This is a genomic window from Nonomuraea maritima, from assembly GCF_900100395.1.
In the GTDB taxonomy this organism is placed as follows: Bacteria; Actinomycetota; Actinomycetes; order Streptosporangiales; family Streptosporangiaceae; genus Nonomuraea; species Nonomuraea maritima.
The window spans coordinates 1-22,762 of the sequence record NZ_FNFB01000034.1 but is presented as its reverse complement, the minus strand read 5'-3'; the positions used below and the strand labels follow the sequence as shown (position 1 = coordinate 22,762).

The following is a 22,762-nucleotide window of genomic DNA, read 5'->3' as shown; positions in this document are numbered from 1 at the left end:
GGCGTCCGGCGGTACCTCCACCACCGGTGGCTGGTGCGCCGGCACGCGTTCGATCCGCTCGGGGTGAACAGGTGCAGCGCGACGATCGCACCTGAGCCGCACCGGCCACGCGTGCGACCCCATGCGGAGACAGCAGTTCCAGCAGCCCGATCGCGTCGTCGGCATGCTGTGCGACCTGCTGAGTGGCCGGGCGCGGGACATCCGCGGCTGCTGGAGCGGCGGTGCGAGAGGTCGGGAGGGGTGGAAGTCATCCTGGCGGATGAGGTGGCGGGTGGAGTGGGTGAGGTTGTGGGCGAAGGGTGGCAGCGGGGCCGGGGTGATGGCGGGCTGGGGTGGGTTGGTGTGGTGTGGTGCTTGGGGGTGGTGGTTCGCCGGGCCGGTGGGGGTGGAGCTTTCCCAGGGGTGGGGAGGTGGGGTGGAGCGGCGGAAGCCTGGCCGGGGAGCCCCTAAGCTAGGGGACATGCCGGAGTACATCTACACGCTGCAGCGCGTGCGCAAGGCGCACGGCGACAAGGTCGTGCTTGACGACGTCACTGTGTCGTTCCTGCCCGGAGCCAAGATTGGTGTCCTGGGGCCGAACGGCACCGGAAAGTCGACGCTGCTCCGGATGATGGCCGGTCTGGAGCAGCCGTCCAACGGTGACGCCAAGCTCATGCCGGGCTTCACGGTGGGCATGCTCCAGCAGGAGCCGCCGCTCAACGAGGAGAAGACCGTCCTCGGCAACGTGCAGGAGGGCGTCGCCGAGACGATGGCGATGCTCCAGCGCTACAACGAGATCGCCGAGCAGATGGCCACCGACTACAGCGACGAGCTGCTGGAGGAGATGGGCAAGCTCCAGGACCAGCTGGAGCACCGCAACGCGTGGGATCTCGACAGCCAGCTCGAGCAGGCGATGGACGCGCTGCGCTGTCCGCCGCCCGACGCCGACGTGTCGAAGCTGTCCGGTGGTGAGCGTCGCCGCGTGGCGCTGTGCAAGCTGCTGCTGGAGGCCCCCGACCTGCTGCTGCTCGACGAGCCCACCAACCACCTCGACGCCGAGAGCGTGCAGTGGCTGGAGCAGCACCTGGAGAAGTACGCGGGCACGGTTCTCGCCGTCACCCACGACCGTTACTTCCTCGACAACGTGGCGGGCTGGATCCTGGAGCTCGACCGCGGGCGCGCGTACCCGTACGAGGGCAACTACTCCACCTACCTGGAGGCGAAGGCGCAGCGGCTCAAGGTCGAGGGCCAGAAGGACGTCAAGCGCAAGAAGCGCCTGGAGGACGAGCTCGAGTGGGTGCGCTCCAACCCCAAGGCGCGCCAGACCAAGAGCAAGGCCCGTCTGCAGCGGTACGAAGAGATGGCCGCCGAGGCCGACAAGCACCGCAAGCTCGACTTCGAGGAGATCCAGATCCCGCCGGGCCCGCGCCTGGGCACCACGGTGATCAGGGCCGACGAGCTGACCAAGGGCTTCGGCGACCGCCTGCTGATGGAGAACATCACCTTCGACCTGCCGCGTAACGGCATCGTCGGCGTCATCGGCCCCAACGGTGTGGGTAAGACCACGCTGTTCCGTATGATCACCGGGGCCGAGACGCCCGACACCGGTTCGATCACGGTCGGCGACACGGTCAAGATCTCCTACGCCGACCAGTCGCGGGGTGGCATCGACCCGAACAAGAACGTCTGGGAGGTCGTCTCCGACGGGCTCGACCACATCAAGGTCGGCAACGTCGAGATGCCGTCGCGGGCCTACATCGCGGCGTTCGGGTTCAAGGGGCCCGACCAGCAGAAGAAGGCCGGGGTGCTGTCGGGTGGCGAGCGCAACCGGCTCAACCTGGCGCTCACCCTCAAGCAGGGCGGCAACGTGCTGCTGCTCGACGAGCCCACCAACGACCTCGACACCGAGACGCTGTCGTCGCTGGAGAACGCGCTGCTCGACTTCCCGGGCTGCGCGGTGATCACCTCGCACGACCGGTGGTTCCTCGACCGCATCGCCACACACATCCTGGCGTGGGAGGAAGGCTCGAACTGGTTCTGGTTCGAGGGTAACTTCGCCGACTACGAGAAGAACAAGATCGAGCGCCTGGGTGCCGACGCCGCGCGTCCGCACCGGGTGACGTACCGGAAGCTGCACCGCGACTGACGGTGGGTGGCACGGCGCCGTGACGGGGTTCTCCGTCGCGGCGCCGTCGCATGTCGGGGTACTCGCCCGTGGCGAGGTCAGGTCTCGAGGCGGGACAGGGTGGCGAGTGACTCGATGAAGAAGTAGATCACGCGGAAGAACGTCAGCACGTCGCCCCGTTCCAGGCGCAGCTGCCGGTACATCACCACTCGCCCGGGGTCTGCGCCAGCGCGGAGTTCGTCCCAGGTGGCTTGGCTCGCGACCAGCACGTAGTCGGCCGCGCTGGGGTCGGAGGTGAGCTCCGCCGCCGCGCACGTGCCGTCCTTCCAGGTCAGGACGAGGTAGACGCCGCTTTCTCGCACGCCGAGCGCCCAGACGGCGGTGTAGCCGGCGCGGGCGCGGTCGATCCAGTTCCAGTACGACGGCAGCTTGCCGTCCCGGGTGGGGCCCGCGTCCACGGCGGCGCGGGCGGCCTGAGCCCATTCCGGGGTGAAGGAGCGCACGGATCAGCCTCCGGCGAGTTCGGGTTCGATGCGGGCGACCATGTCCTGGATGTCGGGCGGGATCGCGATGCCGACGTCCGTCAGCTTCATGTGCAACTGACGGATCATCAGCCGCCTGACCTCTTCGGGGGTCCAGCCGAGCGATTCGAGGGCGAGCCGGCGGCTGGCGGCGCCGTTGATGGCGAGGATCGTGCGCAGCGTCTCGTGGATCTGCAGCAGCAGCCGGGGGTCCTCCTGGACGGAGTCGCGCAGGAAGCGCATCCCGAACTGCACGTGCCGGGCCTCATCGCGGCAGGTGGCGGTGAAGCCGGTGTAGTAGCCGGGCAGGAAGCCGCGCTCGCGGCAGTACGTCAGCGTGATCTTCATGACCGACAGCGCGAGCACGCCCTCGATCCATAGGAAGTACGTGGTGCCGTACCGTACCCGGGCGGCCGGGTCCTCGGGGTCCTTGCGCAGTTCGTCGGCCTGGTAGGCGAGCAGCCCGAACGGCCCGACGAACGTCTCCGACACGTGCTCGAACGATGCGTCCAGCACGTCCTGGACGGAGTCGCCCGGCATGCCGACCACTTCGCGGTAGAAGCGGTCGAAGAACACGGTGTGGCGGGCTTCGTCCTCGATCTGGCTGGACATGTAGATCTTGGACTCCTCGGAGCCGCCCAGCATGAACACCGGCAGCTCCACCTCGACCTGCCGCTCGCCGTGGTGGAACCCGGCGGAGATGCCGACGAACGCGTCGCGCTCCTCCTGCGTCATGCGTTCGCGCCAGTCGACGACGTCCTGGGAGAAGTCGAGTTCGTAGACGTCCCAGCGCTGACGGAGGTAGCGCTTGTACAGCTCGGTGTAGCCGGGCAGGCGTTTGAGGTCGCGGTGCACGTACGCGAGCACGTCGTCGATGTCGAGGTCGCGGATGCCGCGCAGGTCGGAGTCGGCCACGTCGGAAAGCGAGGTCATCGTTGCGTCTCCCCGAGAGGGTGGGGGCAGGGGGTCGCCACGGCCCATTGAACCGCACAATCGACGGCGTGGCTAGAATGAAATTCTAGGATTGCCCGAGAGCGAGGAGCCCCCGCGTGGACCTGCAACTGGACGGCATCACCTTCGACCACACGGCGGTCGCCGCGCCCCGGATCAGGGACCTGCTGCCGATCTACCGTGACCTGCTCGGCGGCAGGCATCTCGGCGGCGGCGGCGACAACCGGATCGCCGGGTACCGTACGTTCCAGCTCACCTACGCCAACGGCAGCAAGGTGGAGCTCATGGAGCCGCTGGCCGGATCGACCTTCTTCGACAGCTTCTTCGAGCTCACCAGGGGCCGGGGCGGCGTCCACCACCTGAACTTCCACGTGGACGACATCGGGGCGGCCGTGGAGCGGCTGACCGCCAAGGGCTACCGGCTGCACGGGCTGAACCGGTCGGACCCCCGCTGGCAGGAGGTGTTCCTGCACCCGAAGGAGGCGCAGGGCGTGCTCATCCAGCTCGCCCAGCCGGGCTTCCGCGACGCGGACGAGCCCCGTCCGACGCTGGAGGAGGTCCTCGACGGTCGGGGTCGCAACGGCAACGGCATTCCCAGCCCTTGAGGGCCGGCGAGGGCTAGATCTAGAGTGGGATTCTAGAAACTAGGATGGGGAGGCCGATGAAACCGGCACCTAAGCCCACGCCAGAGACCCAGCCGTTCTGGGACGGCACAGCCGCAGGGGAGCTGCGCATCCAGCGCTGCCGGGCCTGCGAACGGCACTATTTCTACCCTCGCCCCAACTGCCCGCGCTGCGGCGGGGACCAGGTCGAATGGGTCCGCGCCAGCGGCCGCGCGACCCTCTACTCGTACGTGATCAACCACCGCCCCGCCCCCGGCTTCGCGGACGAGGCGCCGTACGCGATCGCCGTCGTGGAGCTGGAGGAGGGCGTGCGCATGATGACGAACATCGTCGGCGTGGAGAACGTCCCGGACAAGCTGCCGCTGGACATGGAGCTGCGGGTGGTGTTCGAGCAACGCGGCGACGTCCACGTGCCGCTCTTCGAACCGGCGGGAGGCGCCCGATGACCGTTGTGATCGCCGGAGCGGCCGAGACCGACGAGGTCGGCAAGCTGCCCCACCACTCCACGTTGCAGCTGCACCTGGAGGCCGCGCGGAACGCGCTGGCCGACGCGGGCATGACCATCCACGACATCGACGGCGTCGCCACCGTCGGCACGCCGGGCCCGGTGCAGATCGCCCACGCGCTCGGCATCACCCCCGCCTGGCTGGACGGCACGGGGGTGGGCGGCTCGTCGTTCCTGTTCCACGTCCGGCACGCGGCCGCGGCCGTCCGCGCCGGGCTGTGCCGTACGGTGCTCATCACCCACGGCGAGTCGGGACGCTCCCGCGTCGGGGCCGGGCGCTTCGGCATGGGGCCCGACTCGCTGCTCGGCCAGTTCGAGCTGCCGTACGGCGTGGTCGGTCCGCCGACGTCGTTCACGATCACGGCGCTGCGGTACATGAAGGAGACGGGCCTCACCCACGAGCAGCTCGCCGAGGTGGCGGTGGCGCAGCGACGCTGGGCGAACCTCAACCCGCGGGCGATGTTCCGCGACCTCATCACGGTGGACGACGTGTTCGCCTCCCGCATGGTGGCCTACCCCTTCCACCTGCTGGAGTGCTGCCTCGTGACGGACGGCGGCGGCGCGCTGATCGTCACCACCGAGGACCGGGCCCGCCGCACGCCGGTCTACCTGCTCGGCTCCGGTGAGTCGGCCGAGGCGCCGATGATCTCGCAGATGGAGGACTTCACCACCTCGAAGGGCTTCCGGCTGTCGGGCGAGGCCGCCTTCACCGAGGCCAAGATCGACCACGGGGACGTCGACCACCTCATGGTCTACGACGCCTTCGCCCACGTCCCCCTCTACGGCCTGGAGGACCTCGGGTTCGTCGGCCGCGGCGAGGCGGGGGCGTTCATCGCCGAGGGGCACACGTCCCCGGGCGGGCGGCTGCCGCTGAACACCAACGGCGGCGGCCTGTCCTACACCCACACCGGCATGTACGGGATGTTCGCCATCCAGGAGTCGGTGCGCCAGTTGCGCGGCGAGGCGGCGGCGCAGGTGCCCGGGGTGGAGGTGAGCGTGGTGCTCGGCAACGGCGGCATGTTCGCCTCGGCCGCCACCCTCGTGCTGGCCAACCGCCTGCCATGAAAAACGCGCGTGCGACGACCGCAAAGTCGTCGCACGCGCGCTGTCACTCCTTCCAGGTCACCAGGGCGTCCAGGGCCTCGACGCGGGAGCCGGTGACGAGCAGCGGGTTGACCTCGAGGGCGAGCAGGTCGTCGCCCAGTGCTGCGGCCAGGGCGGCGATCCGCGCCACGGTGCCTGCCACGGCGTCGAGGTCCGCCGGTTCGCCGCCACGCACCCCGTCGAGCAGGGCCGCGCCGCGCAGCTCCGACAGCGCCGTCCGCACGTCCGCGGCGTCCACCGGCAGGACGCGCAGCGCCGTGTCGCGCAGCGCCTCCACCCAGACCCCGCCGAGCCCGACCGCGAGGGTGAGCCCCCACGCCGGGTCGCGCACGACGCCCACGAGCAGCTCGACCCCGCCCGTACGCTGCGGCTGGACGAGCGCCCCCGCCATCGAAGGAACCGTCCCGGCCAGGGACCGGTACGCCCGCCGCACCTCCTCGGCCCCGCCGAGCCCGAGCCGGACGCCGCCGAGGTCGCTCTTGTGCCCGAGCCCCTCGGCGGCGACCTTGAGCACCACGGGGTAGCCGAAGCGTCCGGCCGCCGCCACGGCCGCGTCCTCGTCGTGGACGAGCTCCGACGGCACCACCGGCAGGCCCGCGGAGGCGAGCAGCGCGGCGGCGCGGTGCTCGGCCCACACGCCCCGCGCCCCCGACGGGACCGCGACGTCCACCGGAGGAACGTCGGAGGAGCGGGCCGGCACGCGCTCCCGCGCCCGCGACCAGCGCACCGCCGCCCCGATGGCGTGCATCCCGTGCTCGATCCCTCCCGCGACGTACGGGAAGCCGGTCTCCTGCTGCACCCGCCGCCCGAACTCGGTCACGTCCGTCAGCACGTTGCTGACCACCACGACCGGCACCGGCGACTCGGCGATGCGCCGGGCGCTGGCGGAGTAGAGGGCGAGCGCGGGGGCCGGGTCGGGCGGCGCCACCCGGGGCGGCTCCGACAGCAGCATGACGGCGTCGATCCCGGGGTCGGCGGTCACCACCTCGAGCGCCCGTCCCATCAGGGTCCGGTCGATGAGCACGTACCCGGTGACGTCGAGCGGGTTCTGCACGGTGCCGAACGACGGGACGATCTCCGACAGCCGCGCCACCGTCTCGGGTGCGAACGGAGGCAGCTCCAGCCCCTCGTCCTCGGCCCGGTCGGCGATGATCTCCGAGGCGCCGCCGGACGGGGTCACGACGCCGATCCGCGGCCCGGGCAGCGGGCCGGTCGAGGCCAGCAGGCCGGCCGTGATGATGAGGTCCTCCAGCGACCGCACCCGGATCACGCCGAGCTGCCGCAGCGCCGCGTCGATGACGTCGTCGTCGCCGACGAGCGCCCCGGTGTGTGCCTGGGCGGTGTGCGAGGCCAGCCTGCTGCGGCCGATCTTCAGCGCCACGACGGGCTTGCCCGCTTCCAGGGCGCGCCGGGCGACGCGGGAGAACTCCCGCGGGTTCCTGATCGTCTCCAGGAACAGCGCGACGACCTTGGTGGCCGGGTCGTCCACGAGGTAGTCGATGACGTCGGTGACGCTCACGACGGTCTCGTTGCCCATCGAGGTGAGCAGGCTGACGCCCACGTTGCGGGCCTGCGCGAAGGCGAGCACCGAACTGGCCAGCGCGCCGCTCTGCAGCACCACGCCGACCGCGCCGCGCAGCAGCGGCTGGGGGATGGGCAGCCCGTACGGGGTGATCCCGGCGGCGGCGTTGATGTAGCCGTTGCCGTTCGGACCGAGGACGGTCAGCGAGTTCTCGGCCGCGAAGGCCGCGACCTCGGCCTCCAGCCGCGCGCCCTCCTCCCCGGACTCCCCGAACCCGGCCGTGAGGATCACGTACGAGCGGATGCCGAGCTTGGCGCCGTCCCGCAGCACGCCGAGCACGGCCGCGGTGGGCACCATGACGTACGCGAGGTCCACCGGCTCGGGGATGTCGGCCAGGCTCCGGTAGGCGGGCGAGCCGTGCACCACGCCGCCGCGCGGGTTCACCAGGTGGACGGGGCCGGGGAAGCCGTGGGTGCGCAGGTTGGCCAGGGTGCTGACCGACCATCCCGACTTGTCCGTGGCCCCGACGAGGGCGATCGAGCGCGGGTTGAACAGCTCCGCGACGGACATGGCGCTCATTCCCCGATGAGGCCGAGCTTGGCGTGTCCCTTGATGAGGTTGCGGGCGATCGTGCGGCGCTGGATCTCGTCGGTGCCCTCGAAGATGCGCAGCAGCCGTAGCTCGCGGTACCAGCGCTCGACCGGCAGTTCCTTCGTGTAGCCCATGCCGCCGTGGATCTGCAGGACCCGGTCGACGACCTGGTTGGCCATGACGGCGCCGTTGAGCTTGGCGATGGAGGAGGCGTGCCGTGCGTCCATGCCCTGCGAGACCCGCCAGGCCGCGTACAGCGTCAGCCACTTGGCCGCCTCGATCTCCACCTGCGAGTCGGCGATCATCCACTGGATGGCCTGGTACTCGGAGATGGTCCGGCCCATGGACTTGCGGATCTTGGCGTAGTCGACGGCCATCTGCAGCATGCGCTCGGCCGAGCCGATGGCCCGCGCCGGGATCATGTAGCGGCCCTGCCCGATCCACTGCATGGCCAGCTCGAAGCCCTTGCCCAGCTCGCCGAGGATGTTCTCCTCGGGCACCCGGACGTCCTGGAACACCAGGGAGGCGGGCCCCCACTGGCCCATGGTGGGAATCGGCTCGGACGTCCAGCCCATGTCCCGGTCGACCAGGAAGCACGTCACGCCGTGCTCCTCGGCCAGGGCGAAGACCATGACGAAGTCGGCCTCGTTGCCGCCCGTGATGAACGTCTTCTCGCCGTTGATGATCCACTCGTTGCCGTCGCGGGTGGCGCGGGCGCGGATGTTGCGGGCGTCGGAGCCCGCGCCCGGCTCGGTGATGGCGAAGCAGGAGCGCCGCTCGCCCTCGATGGTGGGGATCAGGTAGCGCTGCTTCTGCTCGTCGGTACCGGCGTACAGGATGTTGTCGGCGCTGCCGCCGAAGGAGAACGGGACGAACGTCCGGCCGATCTCCATGGCGATGATGGCCGACATGATCGGCCCGAGGGCGGCGCCGCCGTACTCCTCGGGGGTGTTGATGCCCCAGAAGCCCGACTTCCTGGCTTTGGCGCGCAGTTCGCGCAGCACGTCGGGCTCGAGCCCTGGACGGCCCTCGCGCTCGTTGCGCAGCACCTCCGGCTCCAGCGGCATGACCTCCTTCTCGACGAAGGACCGGACGGTGTCACGGATCTGCCGTTCCTCCGCGGTGAGCGAGAAGTCCACGGCCGCCTCCTCATTTCTAGAATTGTCCTCTAGGACAAGACCCTCTTCCCGTCACGCGCCGGTGTCAAGAATCAGATTCTAGAATTCCTGGCGTTAGGATGTCGGCATGGCACGCAAGTCCTCGTGGGAGTGGAGCCGTACGGCCCAGACGCGCAAGAGCATGCTGCAGGCCGCGCGCGAGGTCTTCAGCGAGCACGGGTTCGCCGACGCCAACGTCTCCGACGTGGTCGCCCGCGCCGGATCGAGCGTCGGCAGCCTCTACCACCACTTCGGCGGCAAGACCGAGCTGTTCCTCGCCCTCTACGAGGACCACCAGGCCGCCCACGAGCAGGCGTCCGCCTCCAGCGTGGCCAAGGCCAAGAAGGACGGGGTGAGCGACCCCGTCGAGCTGCTGATCGCGGGCGCGCGCGCCTACCTCGCCGGGGCCTGGGAGCGGCGCGACCTCGTCAGGCTGTTCATCGACGGCGACGGGCCGCCCGGCTTCGAGCTGCTGCGCCGCACGCGCGGCCGCGAGTGGGTACGCCAGAACGCCGTGCTGCTGGGCGCCGGGGGCGACCATCTCGACCGCTTCACCGTGGCCGTGCTGACCAGCATCATCGGTGAGGCGGCGCGCGAGGTCGCCACCTCCGACACCGAGGAGGAGGCTCAGGAGGTCATCGACGCGGCCGTGACCCTGATTCACCGTCTCGACCCCCTCAGGCCGCTGCAGGAGAGCTGAGGGCGCCCACCGGCGGCGGGCGCCCCTGACGCTCAGGCGACGACCGCCCGGCCGCGGTCGATCACCACGGTCCCGTCGTCCTTCGCGGTACGGAACAGCACGTCCGTGCCGTCCACCCAGATCGACACCGTCAGCGACTCGCCGGGGAACACCGGGCTGCTGAAGCGTCCCGACATCGCCTTGAAGCGCGCCGGGTCCGACCCCGCGACAGCGTGCAGCAGCGCCCGCCCGGTCACCCCGTACGTGCACAGACCATGCAGGATCGGCCGGTCGAAACCGGCGCGGGCGGCGAACTCGGGGTCGCTGTGCAGCGGGTTGTAGTCGCCGGACAGCCGGTAGATCAGCGCCTGCTCGGGACGCGTCCCGTACGTCACCTTGTGGTCGGGCGCCCGGTCGGGCAGCGTCCAGTCGTCGCGCGGCCCGCGGTCGCCGCCGAAGCCGCCCTCGCCCCGGATGAACACCGAGCTACGGGAGGAGACGACCAGCTCGCCGGTCTCCACGTCCACCGCGCCGGCCTCGGTGGCGACCAGCGCGCCCGAGCCCTTGTCGTAGATGCCGGTCACCTTCGTGGTCGTGCGCACCGAGCCCGCCGCGGGCAGCTCGCGGTGCAGCTCGAAGCCCTGCTCCGCGTGGACGAGCATGGCCGGGTCGAAGTCGCCGAACCGCCGGCCGCGCGACTGGGCGATCAGGACGGCGAACGTCGGCAGCACCCGCTGCCCCTTCTCGGTCGCGAACTCCAGCTCGGAGGTGCCGGCGCCGACGCCGAGCGCGTACAGCATGGTGTCCTTGGCGGTCCAGGAACGCTCCTGGGGCTCGCCGTCGAGGCCGATCACGGAGTGGTCGAGCGGCATGTCAGTCCTCCCGTCCGGGGATGCGCCCGTTGGTCAGCGCGTTCGGCGCGGCCTTGTCCACCAGGGACGGGATGACCGCGCCCAGCTCGGCCGGGTCCCACCGGCTGCCCTTGTCGACGCCGGGCCCCGCGTGCCAGCCCTCTGCCACGCTGATCATCCCGCCGCGGACGTTGAACACCCGGCCGGTGATCCCGCGGGCCTCGGCGCCGGCCAGCCAGACGACCAGGGGCGCGATGTCGTCGGCGTCGGCGCCCTTGGCGCCCGCGGGGATGAGGTTCTCGGTCATGCGGGTGAGCGCGGCGGGGGCGACGGCGTTCACGGTGACGCCGTAGCGCTCCAGCTCGCGGGCCGCGATGACGGTCAGCCCGGCGATGCCGGCCTTGGCGGCGCCGTAGTTGCCCTGCCCCGGGTTGCCGTAGATGCCGGACGACGAGGTCGTGTTGATGATTCGCGCGTCCACCGGGTCGCCCGCCTTGGACTTGGCCCGCCAGTAGGCCGCGGCGTGGCGCAGGGGCGCGAACGTGCCCCGCAGGTGCACCTTGATCACGGCGTCCCACTCGTCGGCGGTCATGTTGACGAGCATCCGGTCGCGCAGGATGCCCGCGTTGTTGACCAGCACGTGCAGGTCGCCGAACCGCTCGATGGCGGCCTTGATCAGGCGTTCCGCGCCGTCGAAGTCGGAGACGTCCTCGCCGTTGACGAGGGCCTCGCCGCCCATGGCCTCGATCTCGGCCACGACCTCGGCGGCGGCCCCCGAGGAGCCGGTGCCGTCGACCTCCGCGCCCAGGTCGTTCACCACCACTTTCGCGCCCTGCCGCGCGAACTCCAGCGCGTGCCCCCGTCCGATGCCTCTGGCCGCACCGGTGACGATCACCACGCGGCCTTCGACGATCCCGCTCATCCGACACCTCGATCCTTGACCGGCTGACGTATGAATTAGATTCTAGTATTAAAATCTAGAAAGGACAGGGCCCCTTTTGACGGCGACGACCACCACCTCCCTCAGCTACGCCTGGCGCACCCTGTCGGTCGTGAGCCTGGCCAGCGTGCTGACCGGGCTCGGTGGCAGCGCCATCAACGTCGCCCTGCCGGAGATCGCCCGGCACACCGGCGCCGACGCCACGGCCGCGAGCTGGATCCTGCTCGGCTTCCAGTTGACCACGACCGTCCTCATGGTGGTATTCGGGCGGCTGGCGGATTTGTTCGGCAGGCGCAGGATGTACCTCGTCGGCCTGGCCACCTACACCGGGGCGGCCCTGCTCGCGGGGCTCGCGCCGAACGCGTGGACGATCGTGGCCATGCGGGTCCTGCAGGCGGCCGGCGCCGCCATGCTGCTCACCAACAGCGCCGCCCTGGTGAGCGACGCCTTCCCCCGCGAGCGGCTGGGCGAGGGCATGGGCGTGTACGTCGCCTCCTTCTCGATCGCCGGGCTGATCGGCCCCACCCTCGGCGGCGTGCTGGCCGAGAGCCTCGGATGGCGGTGGGTGTTCTGGTTCAACGTGCCGATCGGGATCATCTGCCTGGCGTGGGGAGCGATCGTCCTGCGGCGACCGCCCGCGAACGAGCGCGAGAGCGGACTCGACGCGGCGGGCAGCGCGCTCGTCCTGCTCACCCTGGGCGGGCTGCTGCTTGCCCTGTCGGAGTACACCCGGCTCGGCTGGGACCACCCCCTGGTGCTCGGCGGGCTCGTCGCGTTCGTCGTGGGCCTGCCGCTGTTCGTGCTCAGGGAGTCGCGCGCGGCCTACCCCGTCGTCGACCTCAGCCTGTTCAGGGAACGGGCCTTCGCCTTCGGCACGCTGGCCTCGTTCCTCAACGCCGTCGCCCGCATGGGCATGGTCTTCCTGGTCGCGCTCTACTTCCAGGCCGTACGGGGCGACGATCCCGTCCAGGCCGGACTGAAGGTGCTGCCGCTGGCCATCGCCGCGATGGTCGCGTCCGTCACGTCCGGCTTCCTGCAGCGCCTGATGAGCGCGCGGGCCCTCGCCGTGGCGGGGGCGGCGACGACCACGTGCGGGCTCGTGGTCCTGCTGTCGGTGATGTCCGTCAGCACGCCGTACCCCGCGGTGGCGACCGGGCTCGTCCTCATCGGCCTCGGCTCGGGGGTGTTCCTGCCGTCCAACACCACAGCCATCCTGGACGGGCTGCCGTCCAACCGGCTCGGCATCGTCAACGCCATGCGGCTCATGCTGCAGAACACCGGCAACGTCGTCGGCACCGGCCTGGTGCTGTCCGTCATCACCGCGCCGCTGCCCGCCGAGCTGCACGACCAGGTGTTCGCCGGCACCCTCGCCCAGCTCTCCGGCGAGGCCGTCGGGCAGCTCGTCACCGGCTACCGCTGGGCGCTCACCACCATGGCGGCCATCTCCGTGCTCACCGTGCTCGCCTGCCTGGCCCGGCGGCGCACCGCCTGACGCCGGCGGGTACGGTTGCGGACGTGGTTGAACGCACCTCCGCCGAACGGCATGTCCATCCGCGTACGGTGAGATTCGCCGACGTCGACTCCCAGGGCCACGTGAACAACGTGCGCTTCCTCGACTACCTCGAGGACGCCCGTTTCGCGATGCTGAGCATCGACCCCGTCCGCGAGGGCGGCGAACCCTTCAAGGGCATGGTCGTGACCCGGCACGAGGTCGACTACCGCCGCCCGCTGGGCTTCCGCGCCGAGCCCGTCCGGGTCGAGACCTGGGTGACCGAGCTCCGCACGGTGCGCTTCACACTCGAGTACGAGATCCTCGACGAGGCGGGGGTGTACGTCACGGCGAAGTCCGTCATCGCCGCCTACGACGTCGAGCGGGCCGCCCCGCGCCGGCTGTCCGAGAACGAGCTGCTCTACCTCAAGCGCTACCAGGCGTGATCGGCGCGAGGCGCTGGCGGATGCTGGCCCTCGGTGTCAACGCGCACGTCGGCGTCACCCTGGGCCTGTTCGGCCTGCCTCTCGTCATGCCCGAGATCGAGCGGCACTTCGGGGTGCCCCTCGCGGTGGCCGGCGTGATCGCCAACGCTCCGTCCCTCGGCATCCTGCTCGCCCTCGTCGCCTGGGGCGCGCTGGCCGACCGGCACGGTGAACGCCTCGTCCTCGGCGTCGGCGTGGGCGCGGCGGCCGCGCTGTTCTGCGCCGTCGCGTTCGTCGAGGCGACCTGGGCGGTGGTCGTGCTGCTCGCGCTGGCCGGCGCGGCGGGCTCGGCCGCGATGGTCGGCGGCGGCCGGATCGTGCTGCGCTGGTTCGACCCGCCGGAACGCGGTGTCGCCATGGGCGTGCGCCAGGTCTCCTACACCATCGGCATGGCCGTCGGAGCCTTCGCCCTGCCGCCCGTCGCCCGCGCGTACGGGCTGGCCGGCGTGCTGTTCGTGTGCGCCGGCGTGAGCCTGGTGGCCGCCGTGCTGGCCGGATCGTTCCTGGCGGAGCCGCCGCGGACGGTCACCGCGTCCGGCACCGCACCGGCCGGCTCGCCGTACCGGCAGCGGAAGCTGTGGCGGGTGCACGCCACCAGCGCCCTGCACGCCGTGCCGCAGAGCGTCGTCAGCACGTACGGCGTGACCTGCCTGATCGGCCTGTACGGGTGGGACGCCGTGGCCGCCGGGCGGCTGTTCGGCGTGGCGGCCGTCGTCGGGGCCGTGGTGCGCGTCGCCGCCGGCCGCTGGTCCGACAGGACGGGCCTGCGCATGCGGCCCCTGCTGCTGCTCACCCTGGCGAGCGTTGTCGCGCTCGCCTTACTGGTCGCCGGCACCCTCACCCGCACCGGGCTCGGCGCGGCCATGCTCGCCGTGGCCGCGGTGCTGACCGTCGCCGGCAACGGGCTCGCCTACCTCAAGGCGGGCGAGCTGGCCGGGCCGGCCTGGGCGGGCCGGGTGCTCGGCACCCACAACACCATCCAGAACGTCGTCGCCCTCGCGGTCACGCCGCTGGCCGGTCTGCTGATCAGCGGTCCTGGCCCCTGGACGGCGTTCGCGGCCGGGCTGGCCTGCGCGCTGATCTCGCTCCCGGTCATCCCGGTCCGCGGCGAACAGCGCGCCGACGCCTGACGGTCAGGCCTCCCGCCGCAGCCACGCCGCCGTGTCGGGCGGCAGAAGGCCCCGGCGCAGCGGGCCGCTCGACAGGATCACGCTGTCGTGGCCGGGCAGGCGTACGGGCTGGGTGCCGCAGTTGATCGCGCAGATCAGCGGGCCGCGGGTGAAGAAAAGCACTCCCTCGGGGGAATCCAGCCACTCCACGGTATAAGGAATGTTCCGTACCAGGTCACGGCGGTGCGCGAGGGCCCGGCGGTAGAACTCCAGGGTCGAGTCGGAGTCGCCCTCCTGCTTCTCGACGCTCAGCTCCGCGAACGTCGCGGGCTGCGGCAGCCACGGCCGCACCCCGCCCGGCGAGAACCCGTGCGAGGGCGGATCGACCGTCCACGGGATCGGCACCCGGCACCCGTCGCGCCCGGGCAACGCGCCGCCCGACTGGGCGAACACCGGGTCCTGCCGGGCCTCGTCCGGCAGATCCGTCACCTCGGGAAGCCCCAGTTCCTCACCCTGGTACAGGTACGCCGACCCCGGCAGCGCCAGCATCGCGAGCAGCGCCGCCCTGGCCCGCGCGAGGCCGGTGCCAGGATCGGAGGTGTCGTAGCGGGTGCGATGCCGTACGACGTCGTGGTTGGACAGCACCCAGGTGGCGAACGGCACCGCGGACAGGGTGTCGTCGATCACCTTCCGGAACGCGGTCGCCGACCAGGGCGCCTCCAGCCAGGCGAAGTTGAAGCTCTGGTGCAGCTCGTCTGGACGCACGTAAAGGGCGAGGTCCTCGGAACTGTCGGTCCACACCTCGCCCACGGCCATCCGCTCGCCCGGATAACCGTCCAGCAGCCGCCGCCAGTCGCGGTAGACGCCGTGCACCTCCGGCTGCCCCCAGACGGGCGAGGTCCCCTTGAACGACTGGTCGCCGACGTCGGGCAGGCCCTCGGCCTTGTACAGGCCCATCGCCACGTCGATGCGGAACCCGTCGACGCCGCGGTCGAGCCAGAACCGCAGGACGTCGAGGAACTCCCCGTGCACCTCGGGGTTGCGCCAGTTGAGGTCGGGCTGCGCGGGAGCGAACAGGTGCAGGTAGTACTGGCCGTCCTCGACCTGCGTCCAGGCGGGGCCGCCGAAGGTGGACTGCCAGTTGTTGGGCCGGTCGCGGAAGACGTAGCGGTCGCGGTGCTCGCCCCGCAGGGCGGCCTGGAACCAGACGTGCTCGGAGGAGCTGTGGTTGGGGACGACGTCGACGATCACCCGCAGGCCGAGCTCGTGGGCGTCGGCGACCAGGTGCTCGAAGTCGGCCAGCGTCCCGAACAACGGGTCGACGCCGCGGTAGTCGGCCACGTCGTAGCCGCCGTCGGCCATGGGGGAGGGGTAGAACGGTGTCAGCCAGACGGCGTCCACACCGAGGTCACGCAGGTAGGGCAGGCGTTCACGGATGCCGGGCAGATCGCCGACGCCGTCTCCTGACGCGTCGGCGAAGCTGCGGACGTAGATCTCGTAGACGACCGCGTCACGCCACCAGGGGATGCTCATGTGGCGTGTCATGCCCCGTCAGGTGGGGGAGTTCACCAGGCTGTGCGCCGCATAGACCAGATAGTCCCAGAGCCTGGTCTCCTGCTCCTCCGGCAGGTCGAGCGAGTCGAGTGCGTCACGCATGCGGCGCAGCCAGGCGTCGCGCTCCTTCTCGCCGATGACGAACGGCACGTGCCGCATGCGCAGCCGCGGGTGGCCCCGCTGCTCGCTGTAGGTCTTGGGGCCGCCCCAGTACTGGATCAGGAAGCCCCGCAGCCGCTCCTCGGCACCCGTCAGGTCTGCCTCGGGGTAGAGCGGCCGCAGCAACGGGTCTTCCGCGACCCCCTCGTAGAAGTGGTGCACCAGGCGCTGGAACGTCTCCTCGCCGCCGACGGAGTCGTAGAAGGAGGTCTCTGTCACGTTCCTTAGCTTATGGTGCCCCGGGAACGGCGGCGCACCGGCTAGCCGGCCACCAGCGGGATGCCGGCCTCGTCGAGGGCCGTCTTGATGCGCAGCCGCAGCTCCCTGGACACCTCGGCCTGCGCGGCGGGCACCGTCTTGACCGAGACCCGGAAGACCAGCGAACTGTCGGACAGCTGCTCGACGCCGAACACCTGCGGAGTCTCGACGATCTTCGCCTCGCGGAACTCGGTGTCGGCCCACAGCTCCTCGCCGAGGTGCTCCAGCACGGCCCGCACGCTCACCAGATCGGCGTCGTACGGCACCGGGACGTCCACGTAGGCCCGCGACCAGCCCTGCGACTCGTTGCCGACCCGGGAGATCGTGCCGTTGCGGACGTACCAGACGCGGCCGTCGGCGTCGCGCAACCGCGTGATGCGCAGGGTGACGGCCTCGACCGTGCCGACCGCGGCGCCCGCGTCGATGACGTCGCCGACGCCGTACTGGTCCTCCAGGAGCATGAACATGCCCGCGATGAAGTCCTTCACCAGCTCCTGCGCGCCGAAGCCGACGGCCACGCCCAGGATGCCGACGCTGGTCAGCAGGGGCGCGATGGGGATGGTCAACCGGTCGAGCACGGTGAGCGCCGCGGTGCCGAGGATGACGACCGAGGCGACGCTCTTGAGCACCGACCCCATCGTCTCGGCACGCTGCCGCCGCCGCTCGTTGAGCAGCGCGTCGATGCTGTCGACGGCGATGCCCTTGCGGAACCTGCTGGTGAGTGAGCCGCCCGTGGCCGCGCGGTTGACCACCTTCGTGATGACCCGGTGCGCGACCCTGCGGAGCACCCACGCGATGATCAGGATCAGGACGATGGTGAGCGCGCTGGCCGCCAGGGGAGCCCACGGCGCGTTGTCCAACATCGAAACCAGCGTAGAGCACAGAACCGTGTCGTTTCTGCACGTTCCAGCCATTTGCTGGCTCATCTCCTCCAGGCTGGTGGGAAGGCCTGAAGGCAGGGGCGATGGCGACGGTGTCACCAGCACTGTGGTGGATCCCCCTCCGGAAGCGGCTCGGCCGGCTGCTTGGACCGATTTGATCCAAAATACCGCCGGCTGAGCCGCCCGCCGTCACATGGCGCCGGGGAAGACGGGGACGCCGGCTCTCTGGGCCGCGGAGGGAGAGAGCAGACGCCCCGATGACGGGCGGCTCGGTACGGGACACGCACCCGGAAGCGCGTCTCGTCCCGGTTCCGGGAGGGATCCCCCGAACACCCGCCCGGATCCCCGGGCGGGCGGCTTGCATCCGTACGGCGCACCGGCGCCGTACGGAAGTCGTGTGGAAAGGGCATGGACGCCGGCCGGAACCGGCGGAGTGACCAGGGTCGTCCCAGAACGACCCTCCGCACCGGCCACTCCGCCGGCCCCTTCGGACCGCCGTGAGTGCGGTGAGCCGAGGTGGCTGCGCTCCACCCGGTTCACCACGTCGTCACTCGCCCACGGCGGCGAGCACGTGAGCGACCTTCGTCGCCGCACCGGCCGGGTCGTCGGCCGTGTGCATCCGTTCGCCCCAGGACCAGCAGTACCACCAGTCGGGCATGTCGGAGGATGGGGCCGGCCGGCAGGTGACGCTCTCGGACAGGCTCGTCGCGTTCGGATTGATGACCCGGACGAACCTGCGTCCGTTCTGGGCCTGGACCACACGCGCGAGCAGGCCACGGGCGCCGAGCTCGGACACGAGGCGCTCGAGAGGTTCGAAGTCGTCGTCCCGCACCGTACGTCCCCCCTCTGGATTCGTTGCTGGTGCGCCAAAGATGTCTCAAGTCAAGGACGTGCGCAACGAGGCATTACCGGTCACAGGCTGTCGCTTCTCCCTCATGGGTTGTAAGAAACAGTCCCGTGGAGGACGATCCTTAACCGTAAAGTGGTTTCTGGCGTTTTCAAGGCGTCCTCATTGCTTCATAGTCATGGGTAGAGCGCACAGCAATCTGAGGGCTACGCTGAGTCATCAGTTGCGGACCGGTCGAGACATGCGTTGAGAGGGGCCGGGATGATGTCCGGCAGACAGCACAGGGAGACTGAGATCGCGCGGCGGATCAGGGCCAAGGGCCTCGCCGCCGGTCGAACGTCGGCGCAGATCGCCGACGAGATCCACGAGGCATGTTCCGCCCACTTCAGCACCACTCGCATCAAGTCGCACCGGCTTGCCCACGGCATCGCCCTGGCCGACGTGATCGAGCAAGTCAGAGCTCTGTTCGAACGCGACTCCAAACCGACGCCCGGCATCGGCGAGACCCTGCTGTCGGCGTACGAGAGCGGGCTCAAGCGCCCCGGCCCCGAATACCTGCACTACCTGTGCAGCGTCTACCGGGTCGAGCCGGTGGCGCTCGGCTACGACGGCCCTTGCATCTGCGGCAACGGCCACCGCATGACGGGGGTGCTCGCCGAGCAACTCGGCGGCCGGTCACCGTTGCCCACCGAGCGCGAGCTCCGCATCCAGCCGATGCAGACCGAGCCCGACGCCGAGGAGGACGAGAACATCCTCCGCCGCACGCTGTTAAATCTGCTCAGCTCCGACTCCACCTCCTCCCAGCAACTGGACGGGCCGATCCTCGGCGCGTGCGAGGGCATCCGGCGGCGCATGGACGAGACGCTGGTGTCGGCCACCGTGTCGGCGGCGATGCTCGACCAGTGGGAAGAGGCCACGATCAGCTTCGGCCGCCAGTACACGACGACGCCACCGCTGCGGCTGCTGTGCGACGTGCTGCTGGAGCTGAGCGCCGTACGCACCGCGATGTCCCGCCGGCAGCCGATCGACCTGCAGGAACGGCTGTGCAGGATGGCCGCCCAGCTGTCCGGGCTGAGCGGCATGATCCTCATCAACCTCGGCGACCATCGGTTGGCCCGCTCGTTCTTCCGCACCGGGCGCACCGCGGCCGACGAGACCGGCGACCGCGCGCTGCGCGCCTGGATCTGCGCCCGCGAGTCGCTCGTCCCCCTCTACTTCGGCGACGCCCGCGAGGCGCTCAACCTCGCCAAGAAGAGCCGCGACCTGGCCGGCTCCACCCCGTGCCCGGCCCAGGCCATGGCGCCGGTCGTCGAGGCGAGAGCGCTCGCCATGCTGTCGGGCGGCGAGAGCAAGAAGGAGGTCGTCGACCAGGCCAAGCGGGCGCTCGCCCGGGCCAGGAACGCCTTCTCCCACATGAAGACAGAAGACCAGGAAGACGTCGCCTTCGGCTACACCGAGCGGCAGCTCTACTTCTACCAGGGCGACGTGCTCACCAAGCTGGGCCAGACCATCGAAGCGGAGGTGGTGCTCGGACAGGCGCTCACCAAGTACGAAGACCACATTCTCGACCAGACGCTGATCAGGCTCGACCAGGCGCAGTGCCGCCTGATCGACGGCGACCTCACGGAGGCCGTGGCCATCGGCACCCGGGCGTTGTCGCTGGTCAGCGACGAACACCTCACCGAACTCATCGTGCGTCCGGCCATGATGCTCGAACAGGCCATCATGGCGCGTGACCCGAACGCTCCAGGGCTCGACGACTACCGGGCCGAGCTGCGCCGGTCGCGTAAGCCCCAACTGAAAGGGCACGGTGCATGAAGCTGGCGATCAGACGTTATCGCTGGTCAGATCTCGACACCATCCTCGCGCTCCATCGGATCTGCCTCGCCGAAGTGGGCCTGGTCCCCGGTGACGGGGTCTACTACGACGACGACTTCCCGCGCATCCAGGAGATCTACCTCGGGCCAGGGGGTGACTTCCTGGTCGGCGAAGCCGATTCGCGGGTCGTCGCCATGGGCGGCCTGAAACCCGTCGACACCGACACCGCCGAGATCTGCCGGCTGCGGGTCCATCCCGAGTTCCAGCGCCGTGGTTTCGGCGCGGCCATGCTCGCCGCTCTCGAGCAGCGTGCGGTCGAACTCGGCTTCGGCAGCGTCCGTGGCGACACGACGCTCAACCAGCAGGCCGCACTCGGCCTGTACGCGCGCCAGGGCTGGCGCGAGCTGTCCCGGCAGCGCGTGGGCGACCTGGTGGTCGTCTACATCGAGAAACGCTTGGTCCCGCCCGCCGTCGTCGAACGGTAGGGCGCGACGGCCCCGCCTCCCCCTCCAGGGGCCCTTTCGAACGTCTCCCGGCGTGACGCCTCCGCCGGTCTCCTCGTCACGTACCGTGACTGATCAGCGTGCCCGCGCACCGCAACCTGACAAATCGGTCGGTACGCCGCCCGCAGGCGCCTGCGGATAGGGAACTACGAACCCGCGGGTGAGGCTCTTACCACCCAGGTGTAGAGGAACATCACCCGGCTGCTCCCTGTACATCTCCGGCTGCGAATAGTAGTGCCATGCTTTCCTCATGGCAGCCGTGCCCGCTCCCCGCCCCCTCCTGGGAGCCGTCCTTCTGTTGTTCGTCAGTGCCGCCTGGGGGTCGGCGTTCCCGCTGATGAAGGACCTCATCGACCGGTTACCGGTTGATGACCTGCTGGCCGAGCGCTACACGATCGCCGCGCTGACGCTGCTTCTCATCCGCCCGCGCTGCCTTCGGGGGCTTTCTCGCAAGACGTGGCTCAACGGGGCCGTCCTCGGGGTCATGTTCGGCGTGGGGCAGTCCGCGCAGGCGGTCGCGCTCGACAGCCTGCCGTCGGCGGTGTCCGGCTTCGCCGTCGGGTGCAGCGTGATGTTCACGCCGATCCTGACGCTGGTGCTGTTCCGGGCCAAGGTGCCGACGCGCATCTGGGCGGGGGTCCTGCTGGCGCTCGCGGGGATGGCGTCGTTCACGCTGCTCGACGGGGTGGGAGAGCACTCTTTCTCGCTGGTCGCGCTCGTCGTGACGCTCGGCGCCGCCGCGCTCTACTCGGGCCACACGCTCATGCTGGCGCAGTTGTCCAAGCGGCCCGGGGGCTTCCCCGCGTACGCGCTGACCGTCATCCAGCTGTTCACCATCGGCATGCTCACGGGCGGGGTGGCTGTCCGTGACGGCCTCCAGGTGCCCGCGAGCCTGCCCGACTGGACGATCCTTGCGCATCTGTCGGTCGTGTCGTGCGCGCTGGGCTTCCTGGCGCGCTCGTACGGGCAGGCCCACGTGCCCGCCGTGCCGAGCCAGGTGCTCATGTCGTCGCAGCCCCTGTGGGTGGCGGCGATCGCGGTGATCGGGTTCCAGGAGGAGATCGGCTGGAGCATGGTGGTGGGCGGCGTGCTGATGGCCGGGGCGATGCTGCTGGCCCTGCCGTCCAGGACGGCGGCGCTGGGCACCGCGCGCGACCGTGGCCGCCGCGACCTGCTCGCCGTCGCGGGCCGGGCCGCGAAGGTGCTGGCCGACGCGCGGGTGAAGCGCGCCGATCCGCTGCGGCTGCACCGGGGGCCGGCGCACTACGTGGCCAAGAGCGCCTGCGCCGACACCGACACCTGTCCGTGGCACACGCGTTCGCTCAAGGGGGGTGCGGAGCCCAGCCTGGAGCGGCTGATCGAGCGGGCCACGCACATCGTGCGGGCGAAGAACACGCCGGGGCCGGGTTGCTGCCAGTCGGTGACGCTGCTCGGGCGGTGTTTGTGCGATCTGATGGAAGATTCGCAACGTACGCGCGGAGCAAGCAGGGGGCGTTGGTTTCGCTCCCAATAGGTTAGATGCACCATGCGAAAAGCTAGGGGTTTATTATCCGTTCCTCGTCCGGTGCGACGCTAATAGATCTTGATATTCCCCAAAGTGGCCCAATAATGGGAAATTACCGACTGTGGAGGGGGATGTTATGAAGCGCATCGTCGTCCGTAAACCCGGAACCGCGAGGCTCGCCGGCACCTCCAGCGTCATCCACAAGGGGTCCACAACTGCTGCGCAATGAATCAGTCATCCTCAGCATTTCTTATTTGTTATCTTGACCGCGTGAAGCTTTCCGAGTGGGCGGCACGCAACGGCGTGCACTACCAGACCGCGTGGGCGTGGGCGAAAGAGGGCCGTATGCCGGTCCCGGTGCGCCAGACGCCGTCCGGAACGTGGCTGGTCGACGAGCCCGCCCCGGAGGCGTCCGGCCGGGTGGTGGCGTACTGCCGTGTCTCCTCCGCGGACCAGAAACCGGATCTTGACCGGCAGGTCGCGCGCGTGGTCCAGGGGGCCACCGGTCTTGGTCTGCCGGTCGCCGAGGTCGTGACCGAGGTCGGCTCGGGAGTGAACGGGCGGCGGTGCAAGCTGCATCGCCTGCTGTCCGACCCGCGGGCGGCGG

22 protein-coding genes are annotated in these 22,762 nt (G+C 70.3%); 12 read left to right on the top strand and 10 right to left on the bottom strand.

What is annotated here, in order from left to right; all coding sequences use genetic code 11:
• Positions 1 to 460: 460 nt before the first annotated feature.
• Positions 461 to 2,125, top strand: a complete 1,665-nt coding sequence (ettA, locus tag BLR04_RS34050; protein ID WP_090773124.1) for an energy-dependent translational throttle protein EttA — start codon at positions 461 to 463, stop codon at positions 2,123 to 2,125.
• Positions 2,126 to 2,202: 77 nt separating this feature from the next.
• On the opposite strand, the gene BLR04_RS34045 is transcribed toward ettA, so the two are convergent.
• Positions 2,203 to 2,607, bottom strand: a complete 405-nt coding sequence (locus BLR04_RS34045) for an SCP2 sterol-binding domain-containing protein (RefSeq protein WP_090773122.1) — start codon at positions 2,605 to 2,607, stop codon at positions 2,203 to 2,205.
• 3 nt (positions 2,608 to 2,610) lie between these two features.
• Positions 2,611 to 3,558, bottom strand: a complete 948-nt coding sequence (locus tag BLR04_RS34040) for a ribonucleotide-diphosphate reductase subunit beta (RefSeq protein WP_090773120.1) — start codon at positions 3,556 to 3,558, stop codon at positions 2,611 to 2,613.
• A gap of 116 nt (positions 3,559 to 3,674) precedes the next feature.
• On the opposite strand from BLR04_RS34040, the gene BLR04_RS34035 reads away from it, so the two are divergent.
• The 3 genes from BLR04_RS34035 to BLR04_RS34025 are packed head-to-tail and all read left to right on the top strand — an operon-like array spanning position 3,675 to position 5,769.
• Entirely contained in the window at positions 3,675 to 4,181 is a 507-nt protein-coding gene (locus tag BLR04_RS34035; RefSeq protein WP_090773118.1) for a VOC family protein, read from the top strand.
• Between the two features lie 56 nt (positions 4,182 to 4,237).
• On the top strand, positions 4,238 to 4,645 hold the full coding sequence (locus tag BLR04_RS34030) for a Zn-ribbon domain-containing OB-fold protein (RefSeq protein WP_090773116.1): 408 nt from the start codon (positions 4,238 to 4,240) through the stop codon (positions 4,643 to 4,645).
• A complete protein-coding gene (locus BLR04_RS34025) occupies positions 4,642 to 5,769 on the top strand; it encodes a thiolase C-terminal domain-containing protein (RefSeq protein WP_090773114.1) in 1,128 nt (375 codons plus the stop codon). The genes BLR04_RS34030 and BLR04_RS34025 overlap by 4 nt, the downstream gene beginning before the upstream one ends.
• 43 nt (positions 5,770 to 5,812) lie before the next feature.
• Here the strand turns inward: BLR04_RS34025 and BLR04_RS34020 are convergent, their stop codons facing one another.
• Entirely contained in the window at positions 5,813 to 7,909 is a 2,097-nt protein-coding gene (locus tag BLR04_RS34020) for an acetate--CoA ligase family protein (protein WP_245740837.1), read from the bottom strand.
• Positions 7,906 to 9,060, bottom strand: coding sequence for an acyl-CoA dehydrogenase family protein (locus tag BLR04_RS34015; RefSeq protein ID WP_090773111.1), 1,155 nt, complete (start codon positions 9,058 to 9,060; stop codon positions 7,906 to 7,908). The genes BLR04_RS34020 and BLR04_RS34015 overlap by 4 nt, the downstream gene beginning before the upstream one ends.
• A gap of 106 nt (positions 9,061 to 9,166) precedes the next feature.
• Here BLR04_RS34015 and BLR04_RS34010 point away from each other — a divergent pair, with 106 nt between their 5' ends.
• Positions 9,167 to 9,778, top strand: coding sequence for a TetR/AcrR family transcriptional regulator (locus BLR04_RS34010; protein ID WP_090773109.1), 612 nt, complete (start codon positions 9,167 to 9,169; stop codon positions 9,776 to 9,778).
• Positions 9,779 to 9,810: 32 nt separating this feature from the next.
• Here the strand turns inward: BLR04_RS34010 and BLR04_RS34005 are convergent, their stop codons facing one another.
• Positions 9,811 to 10,629 (bottom strand): MaoC/PaaZ C-terminal domain-containing protein, encoded by an 819-nt coding sequence (locus tag BLR04_RS34005; RefSeq protein WP_090773107.1) that lies wholly within the window; start codon positions 10,627 to 10,629, stop codon positions 9,811 to 9,813.
• A 1-nt stretch (position 10,630) separates the two neighbouring features.
• Positions 10,631 to 11,530 (bottom strand): SDR family oxidoreductase, encoded by a 900-nt coding sequence (locus BLR04_RS34000; RefSeq protein WP_090773105.1) that lies wholly within the window; start codon positions 11,528 to 11,530, stop codon positions 10,631 to 10,633.
• A 76-nt stretch (positions 11,531 to 11,606) separates the two neighbouring features.
• Between BLR04_RS34000 and BLR04_RS33995 the strand changes: the two genes are divergently transcribed.
• Genes BLR04_RS33995 through BLR04_RS33985 form a run of 3 tightly spaced genes read left to right on the top strand, consistent with a single transcriptional unit; the run spans position 11,607 to position 14,652 of the window.
• Positions 11,607 to 13,040 (top strand): MFS transporter, encoded by a 1,434-nt coding sequence (locus tag BLR04_RS33995; protein WP_090773103.1) that lies wholly within the window; start codon positions 11,607 to 11,609, stop codon positions 13,038 to 13,040.
• Between the two features lie 23 nt (positions 13,041 to 13,063).
• Positions 13,064 to 13,483 (top strand): acyl-CoA thioesterase, encoded by a 420-nt coding sequence (locus BLR04_RS33990; protein ID WP_245740835.1) that lies wholly within the window; start codon positions 13,064 to 13,066, stop codon positions 13,481 to 13,483.
• Between the two features lie 20 nt (positions 13,484 to 13,503).
• On the top strand, positions 13,504 to 14,652 hold the full coding sequence (locus tag BLR04_RS33985) for an MFS transporter (RefSeq protein ID WP_143022340.1): 1,149 nt from the start codon (positions 13,504 to 13,506) through the stop codon (positions 14,650 to 14,652).
• Positions 14,653 to 14,655: 3 nt separating this feature from the next.
• Here the strand turns inward: BLR04_RS33985 and BLR04_RS33980 are convergent, their stop codons facing one another.
• The 4 genes from BLR04_RS33980 to BLR04_RS33965 all read right to left on the bottom strand — a co-directional run bounded on the left by BLR04_RS33980 (position 14,656) and on the right by BLR04_RS33965 (position 18,315).
• Complete coding sequence (locus tag BLR04_RS33980; RefSeq protein ID WP_090773099.1) at positions 14,656 to 16,164, bottom strand: glycoside hydrolase family 13 protein; 1,509 nt, start codon at positions 16,162 to 16,164, stop codon at positions 14,656 to 14,658.
• Positions 16,165 to 16,182: 18 nt separating this feature from the next.
• Positions 16,183 to 16,563, bottom strand: a complete 381-nt coding sequence (locus BLR04_RS33975) for a globin (protein WP_090773097.1) — start codon at positions 16,561 to 16,563, stop codon at positions 16,183 to 16,185.
• 41 nt (positions 16,564 to 16,604) lie between these two features.
• The gene (locus BLR04_RS33970) at positions 16,605 to 17,465 is read right to left on the bottom strand and encodes a mechanosensitive ion channel family protein (RefSeq protein WP_245740834.1); all 861 of its coding nucleotides are present in this window, start codon (positions 17,463 to 17,465) and stop codon (positions 16,605 to 16,607) included.
• A 565-nt stretch (positions 17,466 to 18,030) separates the two neighbouring features.
• Positions 18,031 to 18,315, bottom strand: a complete 285-nt coding sequence (locus BLR04_RS33965; RefSeq protein WP_090773093.1) for a hypothetical protein — start codon at positions 18,313 to 18,315, stop codon at positions 18,031 to 18,033.
• A gap of 276 nt (positions 18,316 to 18,591) precedes the next feature.
• Between BLR04_RS33965 and BLR04_RS33960 the strand changes: the two genes are divergently transcribed.
• The 4 genes from BLR04_RS33960 to BLR04_RS33945 all read left to right on the top strand — a co-directional run.
• Positions 18,592 to 20,148: an NsdA family TPR-like regulatory protein gene (locus BLR04_RS33960; RefSeq protein ID WP_245740833.1), complete on the top strand. Its 1,557-nt coding sequence runs from the start codon at positions 18,592 to 18,594 to the stop codon at positions 20,146 to 20,148.
• On the top strand, positions 20,145 to 20,633 hold the full coding sequence (locus BLR04_RS33955; RefSeq protein WP_090773091.1) for a GNAT family N-acetyltransferase: 489 nt from the start codon (positions 20,145 to 20,147) through the stop codon (positions 20,631 to 20,633). Before BLR04_RS33960 ends, BLR04_RS33955 begins: the two co-directional genes overlap by 4 nt.
• A 268-nt stretch (positions 20,634 to 20,901) precedes the next feature.
• A complete protein-coding gene (locus BLR04_RS33950; protein ID WP_090773089.1) occupies positions 20,902 to 22,164 on the top strand; it encodes a DMT family transporter in 1,263 nt (420 codons plus the stop codon).
• Between the two features lie 261 nt (positions 22,165 to 22,425).
• Positions 22,426 to 22,762: recombinase family protein (locus BLR04_RS33945; protein ID WP_176903415.1), on the top strand; the 337-nt coding region annotated here is incomplete at its 3' end.